Consider the following 7,816-nt stretch of genomic DNA (forward strand, 5'->3'; position numbering starts at 1 on the left):
GGCCTGCTCCGGTCGCCGCCGCAGCGGACGCGCCGGCGGCAGGCGCTGCCCGCGCCACGCCCGTCGACACGTCGGGCGGTCGCATTGTCGCCGGCCTCCGCGTCGTGCCCGTGAAGCACTGGGGACGCTGGGCGCTCTCGGCCATCGTCGCGTTCGTCATCCTCCAGTTCCTGTGGTCGCTCGCCTCCAACCCGCAGTGGCAGTGGGACGTGTTCGCCGAGTACTTCTTCGCCCCCTCGGTGATCAACGGCCTCTGGCTGACCCTCGCCCTCACCGCCGTGTCGGGCGTCATCGGCTTCGTGCTCGGCGCGGTGCTCGCCGTGTTCCGCCTGTCGAAGTCGCCGCTGCTCAACGGCGCGGCCTGGTGGTATATCTGGTTCTTCCGGTCCGTGCCGCTCGTCGTGCAGATCCTCGTCTGGTACAACCTCGGCTACCTCTATCCGACCCTCGGGCTCGGCACCCCGTTCACCACCGACTTCTGGCTCGTCGAGTTCCCCACGACCACGCTGATCAGCGCGTTCGCCGCCGCCACGATCGGCCTCTCCCTGCACCAGGCGGCGTACTCGGCCGAGATCATCCGGGCGGGCATCCTCTCGGTCGACCAGGGGCAGCTCGAGGCGGCCGGCGCGCTCGGACTGCCCCGCCGCATCCGGTTCTTCCGCATCACGCTGCCGCAGGCCGCGCGCGCCATCGTGCCGAACGCGTTCAACGAGATCATCGGGCTCGTGAAGGGCACGTCGGTCGTCTTCATCGTGGCGCTGCCCGAGCTGTTCTACACGGTGCAGGTCATCTACAACCGCAACCAGCGGGTCATCCCGCTGCTGCTCGTCGCGGTGGTCTGGTACGCGCTCATCACCACCATCCTGTCCATCGCGCAGTACTACGTGGAGCGGCGGTTCGCCCGCGGCGCCGTGCGCGAGCTGCCGCCGACGCCCGTGCAACGTGCGAAGGCCTGGACGCGCACGCAGTGGCAGCGGCTCGGCGATGCCCCAGCGGGCGCGCCACCGGGAGCATCCGCCGACCCTGCCCTCGCCACGACCCGCACCGGAGGTGCCGCATGACCAGCACGACCACGACGACGGCCGCCGCCACGACCCTCACGCCGTCGTTCGACGAGCACTTCGTGCCGACTCGCAAGGCCGCCACGGTCGGGCGGGTGGAGATCGCCGACGTGTCGAAGTCGTACGGCACCAACCTCGTGCTGCGCGACGTCTCGCTCACGATCGAACCCGGACAGGTCGTCGCCCTCATCGGGCCGTCGGGATCGGGCAAGTCGACCCTGCTGCGCACGATCAACCACCTCGAGACCGTCGACCGCGGCTCGATCATGGTCGACGGGCAGTACATCGGATACGAGCGAAAGGGCGACACCCTGCACGAGCTGCGCGAGGCCGAGATCCTCCGCCGGCGCACGCAGGTCGGGCTCGTCTTCCAGAACTTCAACCTCTTCCCGCACCTCACGGCGATCGAGAACATCGTCGAGGCGCCGCTCGCCCACAAGCGGCTCTCGAAGGCCGACGCGCGGGCGCTCGCCGAGGCGCTCCTCGCCAGGGTGGGTCTCGCCGACAAGGCCGACCACTACCCGCGGCAGCTCTCCGGCGGGCAGCAGCAGCGTGTGGCCATCGCCAGGGCGCTCGCGCTCTCGCCAAAGGTGCTGCTCTTCGACGAGCCGACCTCGGCCCTCGACCCCGAGCTCGTCGGCGAGGTGCTCGACGTCATCCGGGGACTCGCCCGCGACGGCACCACGCTCGTGATCGTCACGCACGAGATCGGCTTCGCGCGCGAGGTGGCCGACCGCATCGTCTTCCTCGACCACGGCGAGATCGTCGAACAGGGAACCCCGGGGCAGGTGCTTCGCAACCCGCGTCAGCGCCGCACCCGCGACTTCCTCGCGAAGGTGCTCTAGAACCCGAGCCCCGCGAGAAGAACCCGGTGCGGCATTGCACTGCCGCACCGGGCGAATCCGAGACACCGACCCGGCTATCGGACGGAACAACACTAGGAGAGTCCACTCATGGCAATCAACAAGAAGCAGGTGGGGGTGATCGTCGCGGGTGTCGCGGTCGTCGCTCTCGTCGGCGGCGGCATCGTCTGGGCGGTCAGCGCCGGCAACTCCGCCGCGGCCGAGACCGCGGCATCCGGCAGCACCGAGGAGCAGGTGCAGGAGGCGGCGCAGTTCGACCTCACGTCGCAGAACGCCGACGACCGCCCGACCATCGAGCCGGTGCAGGCCGCCGTCGACGCCCTCGAGGCGAGCGGGTTCACGCCGATCGAGGCCGGCAAGCTCACCGTGGCGGTCTCGCCGTTCGCGGCGCCGCTCGGCGTGCTCGCCTCCGACGACGACGCCACCGTGATCGGCACCGAGGCGGACTTCGGCTCGCTGATCGCCGATGGCCTCGGCCTCGAGTACAACCCGGTGGCCGTGAACTGGGCCGACTGGCCGCTCGGCATCCAGTCGGGCAAGTACGACCTCATCGCCTCGAACGTGACGGTGACCGAGGAGCGCAAGGAGCTCTACGACTTCGCGAGCTACCGCCAGGACCTGCTGGGCTTCTACGTGCAGGCCGACAGCGACATCGACTCGATCGCGAGCGCCGAGGACATCTCGGGCCTGAAGATCGTCGTCGGCTCGGGCACGAACCAGGAGAAGATCCTGCTCGCGTGGAACGAGGAGCTCGAGGGTGAAGGGGAGCAGCCCGCCGAGCTCGTCTACTACGACGACCAGGCGGCATCCGACCTCGCGCTCTCGTCGGGCCGCGTCGACGCCACCTTCGGCCCGAACGCGACCGCCGCCTACCGCGCCGCCACCACCGGTGAGACGAAGCTCGTCGGCACGCTGAACGGCGGCTGGCCCGAGACGGCGCCGATCGCCGCGGGCACCAAGAAGGGCAACGGGCTCATCGAGCCGGTGCAGCTCGTGCTGCAGTCGATCATCGACGATGGCACCTACCAGGAGGTGCTCGACCGGTGGGCGCTGACGAGCGAGGCGGTCGACGAGTCCGAGATCAACCCGCCCGGCCTGCCGAAGTCCGAGTAGGCGCCGACGAGTCGATCCATCGACGGATGCCGCGTGGCCGGGTGCTGCGCGGCATCCGTCGTGTCCGGGCGCGGTGTCCGGCGGACGCGTCCATCCACCGCCCGGGGCGCCCGTCAAGGGGCTTGTCGGTCACCGCGGCCGCGCGGAGAGTCATCGCGTGACCGAAGAAGGTACGGTCGTCGCGGCATCCGGTCGCCCGGACCGCATCGACGACGTCTGGGGATCGAGAACGCCCTTCGAGCGCGGAGCGCGGTGGCCCGAACGCGTCGACCAGGTGCTCGCCGAGGGCGTCGCCGAGGGGGACGTCGACCGTTGGGTGCATTCGGCCTGCGTGCTGTGCAGCAACGGCTGCGGCTGCGACATCGCGGTGAAGGACGGCCGCATGGTCGGCATCCGCGGGCGGGCAGACGACCACGTGAACCACGGCCGGCTCGGCCCGAAGGGGCTCTACGCCAGTTGGCAGGGCCTCGAGGCGCCGGATCGGCTCACCACACCCTTGGTGCGCCGCGACGGCGAGCTCGTGCCGGCGAGCTGGGACGAGGCGATGAGCCTCGTCGTGGAGCGCAGCCGCGCCCTGCTCGACGAGGTCGGCCCGCTGAGCCACGGCTTCTACACGAGCGGGCAGCTCTTCCTCGAGGAGTACTACGCACTGGGCATCATCGGCAAGGCCGGCATCGGCACACCGCACATGGATGGCAACACGAGGCTGTGCACGGCGACCGCCGCGTCATCGCTGAAGGAGTCGTTCGGCGCCGACGGCCAGCCGGGATGCTACGAGGACATCGACGAGTGCGACGCGCTGTTCCTCTACGGACACAACATGGCGGCCACGCAGACGGTGCTGTGGTCGCGGGTGCTCGACCGCCTCGACGGCCCCGAGCCGCCGAAGCTCGTGGTGGTCGACCCCCGTGAGACGCCGGTCGCCAAGCGCGCGACGGTGCACCTCGCCGTGAACCCCGGCACGAACCTCGCCCTGATGCACGCGCTCGTGCGCGAGATCCTCGTCAACGGGTGGACCGACGACGACTACGTCGCCGAGCACACGGTGGGGTTCAGCGACCTGGCGAAGCACGTCGGGGAGTGGACGCCCGAGCGCGCCGCCGAAACGTGCGGCGTCGCGGCATCCGACATCCGCGCGGCCGCGCGCATCTTCGGCACGTCCGAGCGCGTGCTCTCCACGGTGCTGCAGGGCTTCTACCAGTCGGCGCAGGCGACCGCGTCGTCGTGCCAGGTGAACAACCTGCACCTGCTGCGCGGCATGCTCGGCCGGCCGGGCGCCGGGGTGCTGCAGATGAACGGGCAGCCGACCGCGCAGAACAACCGCGAGTGCGGCGCCGACGGCGACCTGCCGGGCTTCCGCAACTGGCACAATCCCGACCACGTCGCGCAGTTGGCCAAGCTCTGGGGCGTCGACCCGAGCGTCATCCCGCACTGGGCGCCCCCGACGCACGCGATGCAGCTGTTCCGCTACGTCGAGCAGGGCTCGATCCGGTTCCTCTGGATCTCGGCGACGAACCCGGCGGTGTCGCTGCCGCAGCTCGCGCGCATCCGCGAGATCCTCACGAAGCCCGAGACCTTCGTCGTCGTGCAGGACCTCTACCTCACCGAGACCGCCGCGCTCGCCGACGTCGTGCTGCCCGCGGCCGGGTGGGGCGAGAAGACGGGCACCTTCACGAACGCGGAGCGCACCGTGCACCTCTCGGAGCAGGCCGTCGACCCACCGGGGGAGGCGCGCTCCGACCTCGACATCTTCCTCGACTACTCGCGCCGCATGGACTTCCGGCGCAACGACGGGCAGCCGTTGCTCGACTGGTCCGCGCCCGAGGAGGCGTACCGCGCCTGGCAGGAGTGCTCGCGCGGGCGGCCCTGCGACTACACGGGCATCTCGTACGACGACCTGCGCCGCGAGAGCGGCATCCGCTGGCCGCGCGCCGAGGGGCAGGCGACGAGCACCGATCGGCTCTACGCCGATGCCGAGTTCCCGACGCATCCCGAGTACTGCGAGAACTACGGGCACGACCTGGCCACGGGCGCGGAGGTCGACCCGCAGGCGTACTCGGCCATGCGACCCGACGGCCGCGCGTTCCTGAAGTCGGCGGCCTACACGGGACCCCATGAGCCGCCCGACGGCGAGTACCCGTTCCGATTCACGACCGGCCGCTCGGTCTACCACTTCCACACCCGCACGAAGACGGGCCGCACGCCCGAGCTCCAGGCGGCCGCACCCGACGTCTGGGTCGAGATGGCCGCTCCGGATGCCGCGGAGCACGGGTTCGCCGACGGCGATGTCGTCGAGGTGCGCTCGCGTCGGGGTCGCATCGTGGCACCGCTCCGGGTGACCGGCATCCGGCCCGGCACGGTGTTCGCGCCGTTCCACTACGGCTACTGGGACGCGCCAGAGGGCGCCGAGGAGCGGCATCCGACCGCCGCCAACGAGCTCACGATCACCGAGTGGGACCCCGTCTCGAAGCAGCCGGTGTTCAAGACCGCCGCCGTGCGGGTGACGCGAGCGAAGGGCGTGCGATGAAGCTTCCCGTGTACCTGTCGCTGCTCACCGAGTCGGAGCGCACCCTGGCCGAGTCGTTCCGCCAGGTGGCCGAGGGGCACGGCGACGAACCCGACGTGCACGTGCTGTGCCTCACCCTCGCCGAGCAGTGCGACGGGCACCGCGAGCAGCTCGCGCCGATCGTCGAGCGGTATGGCGAGGCGCCGAGCGACGACGAGCCCGAGCGGCTGCACGCGGACGGCCTCCGCACGACGCGCACCGGACCGCTCGGCCTGCTGCGCGACCTGCAGGACCTCTACCTGCTCGCGAGCCTCGCCGAGGTCACCTGGATGATGGTGAAGCAGGCCGCGGAGGCCCTGCGCGACGAACAGCTGCTCGGGGTCGTGAACACCTGCCGGCAGGAGGTGGACGTGCAGCTCCACTGGCTGCAGACGCGCATGAAGCAGGCCGCGCCGCAGGCGCTCATCGCCGCGAGCTGACGGATGCCGCGAGGCGTCCCGTCGAGCGCCGGAGTCGGTAGGGTCTGGCCATGGACTCCCCGTTGACGGTGCGTGCGGCCCGCGTCGACGACGCCGCCGGGATGGCGCGCGTGCTCGTTCAGTCGTGGCAGGAGACGTATCGCGGGCTCATGCGCGATGAGGTGCTCGACGACCCCGGTCTGATCGCGTTCCGGGAGCGGTTCTGGATCGCCGCGCTGACCGATGAGCGCTACCGCGCGAGTCGCGCCGCCGTGGCCGAACGCGACGGCGAGCTGATCGGGGTCGCGCTCGCCGGCCCGCCGGATCCGCCCGAGGCGGGCTGGACCATGCATCTGTACGTGCTCTACGTCATCGCAGCCGAGCACGGATCGGGCGCCGGCTCGGGCCTGCTCGACGCGGTGATCGACCCGCGCGAGTCCGCCGCGCTCTGGGTCGCCGACCCGAACCCGCGGGCGCAGGCGTTCTACCGGAAGCACGGGTTCGTCCCCGACGGCGTGGCGCAGGTCGACGACGGCGTCCGCGAGATCCGCATGGTGCGTCGCGCCCGCGCCGGACCCGGTGAGTCGGCGCGGCCGAGTCAGTCGAAGTAGCCCTCGACGTCGAGCACGCCGCCCTGCGCCGCGAAGTCGGCGCGCACGGCGGCCAGCAGCCCGTCGTCGACGAGCAGGTCGGCGAGGGTCGCTGCGAGGCCGTACGCGGCATCCGTCACGGCCGTGATCGCCTCGGGCGCGCCCGCGTACGCGGCGAACTCGCGCGTGTGCAGGCTGACGTCGGGCGGTGCGACCCGGATCACCGGGTGGATGCCCGGCACCCGCACGCTGACGTTGCCGAAGTCGGTCGACGCCGACTGGTGGGACGGTGCGTCGGCCGCCCGCCGCACGATGCGCCCCCGTTCGCCCTGCGCCAGCGCCCACCGTTCTGCGAGCGGGGCGTTGTGCCGGATCGGCAGGCTGAACGGCTGCGGATCCCACCTCACCTCGACGCCCGTGCCGGTCGCCAGCGCGATGCCGTGCGCGACGTCGTCCACCCGAGCCGACAGCTCGCGCAGCGTGTCCGCAGCGTGCGAGCGCACGTAGTACTCGAGCTCCGCCCGCTCGGGCACGACGTTCGGGCGCTCGCCGCCGTCGACGAACACGCCGTGGATGCGATCGCCCGGTGCGAGGTGCTGCCGCAGCAAGCCGATCGCCTGGTAGTGCAGCGTGGCCGCGTCGAGCGCGTTGCGGCCCTGCCAGGGCGCGGCCGACGCGTGCGCGGCGACCCCGTGGTAGACGATCCGCACGATGCGGCGGCCGATGAACGGCGGATCGGCGACGTCGGCGCCGAACGGATGCGCCATCACGGCCGCGTCGACGCCGTCGAACGCGCCGGCCCTGGCGAGCAGCTCCTTGCCGTTGCCGCCCTCCTCGGCGGGCGTGCCCATGAGCAGGATCCTCCCGGGCAGCGTGCCGGGTGGCAGCGCGCGTCGGGCCTCAGCGAGGGCGAGGAACGCGCCGACGGATGCCGCGGCGATGAGGTGGTGGCCGCAGGCGTGCCCCACGCCCGGGAGCGCGTCGTACTCGGCCAGCAGCACCACGGTGGGGCCGTCGCTCGTGCCGGGCGCCTCGGCGAGGAACGCCGTGGGCAGGCCGTGCACGCCGACCTCGGCGTCGAGACCCTCGCGCGCCAGCAGGTCCCGGATCGCCGCCACGCTCCCCGTCTCGGCGAACCCGGGCTCGGCGAGCTCGAAGATGCGCGCGGCGAGGTCGCCGAGCGCGGGCGCCGATCGGTCGACCGCCGCGCCGATCGCCGCTCGCA

General features: G+C 71.8%; 7 protein-coding genes. 6 read left to right on the forward strand and 1 reads right to left on the reverse strand.

The genetic code is table 11. The features are described from left to right. From AC1DY2_RS11560 to AC1DY2_RS11585, 6 genes are all read left to right on the forward strand, one after another. Window positions 1-1,061 (forward strand): amino acid ABC transporter permease (locus AC1DY2_RS11560; protein ID WP_476762566.1); only part of this gene is annotated, 1,061 nt, incomplete at its 5' end. Continuing rightward, window positions 1,058-1,906 (forward strand): amino acid ABC transporter ATP-binding protein, encoded by an 849-nt coding sequence (locus AC1DY2_RS11565; RefSeq protein WP_476762567.1) that lies wholly within the window; start codon window positions 1,058-1,060, stop codon window positions 1,904-1,906. The genes AC1DY2_RS11560 and AC1DY2_RS11565, both read left to right, overlap by 4 nt. Before the next feature lie 108 nt (window positions 1,907-2,014). Then, complete coding sequence (locus tag AC1DY2_RS11570) at window positions 2,015-3,037, forward strand: ABC transporter substrate-binding protein (protein WP_476762568.1); 1,023 nt, start codon at window positions 2,015-2,017, stop codon at window positions 3,035-3,037. Between the two features lie 157 nt (window positions 3,038-3,194). Further along, window positions 3,195-5,564 carry a molybdopterin oxidoreductase family protein gene (locus AC1DY2_RS11575; RefSeq protein WP_476762569.1) on the forward strand — a complete coding sequence of 790 codons (2,370 nt, stop codon included), beginning with the start codon at window positions 3,195-3,197 and terminating at the stop codon, window positions 5,562-5,564. Next, window positions 5,561-6,022, forward strand: a complete 462-nt coding sequence (locus tag AC1DY2_RS11580; protein ID WP_476762570.1) for a hypothetical protein — start codon at window positions 5,561-5,563, stop codon at window positions 6,020-6,022. The genes AC1DY2_RS11575 and AC1DY2_RS11580 overlap by 4 nt, the downstream gene beginning before the upstream one ends. Window positions 6,023-6,072: 50 nt before the next feature. Then, the gene (locus AC1DY2_RS11585) at window positions 6,073-6,612 is read left to right on the forward strand and encodes an N-acetyltransferase family protein (RefSeq protein WP_476762571.1); all 540 of its coding nucleotides are present in this window, start codon (window positions 6,073-6,075) and stop codon (window positions 6,610-6,612) included. On the opposite strand, the gene AC1DY2_RS11590 is transcribed toward AC1DY2_RS11585, so the two are convergent. Further along, the coding region (locus AC1DY2_RS11590) for a M20 family metallopeptidase (protein ID WP_476762572.1) at window positions 6,600-7,816 on the reverse strand (1,217 nt) is incomplete at its 5' end. The genes AC1DY2_RS11585 and AC1DY2_RS11590 overlap by 13 nt on opposite strands.

It is taken from the genome of Agromyces sp. P1_H4, from assembly GCF_056405255.1.

Excerpts from the sequence above, each read along its gene's own strand:
- AC1DY2_RS11585 (WP_476762571.1), top strand. The coding sequence starts at position 6,073 with ATGGACTCCCCGTTGACGGTGCGTGCGGCCCGCGTCGACGACGCCGCC.
- AC1DY2_RS11565 (WP_476762567.1), top strand. The coding sequence starts at position 1,058 with ATGACCAGCACGACCACGACGACGGCCGCCGCCACGACCCTCACGCCG.
- AC1DY2_RS11580 (WP_476762570.1), top strand. The coding sequence starts at position 5,561 with ATGAAGCTTCCCGTGTACCTGTCGCTGCTCACCGAGTCGGAGCGCACC.
- AC1DY2_RS11570 (WP_476762568.1), top strand. The coding sequence starts at position 2,015 with ATGGCAATCAACAAGAAGCAGGTGGGGGTGATCGTCGCGGGTGTCGCG.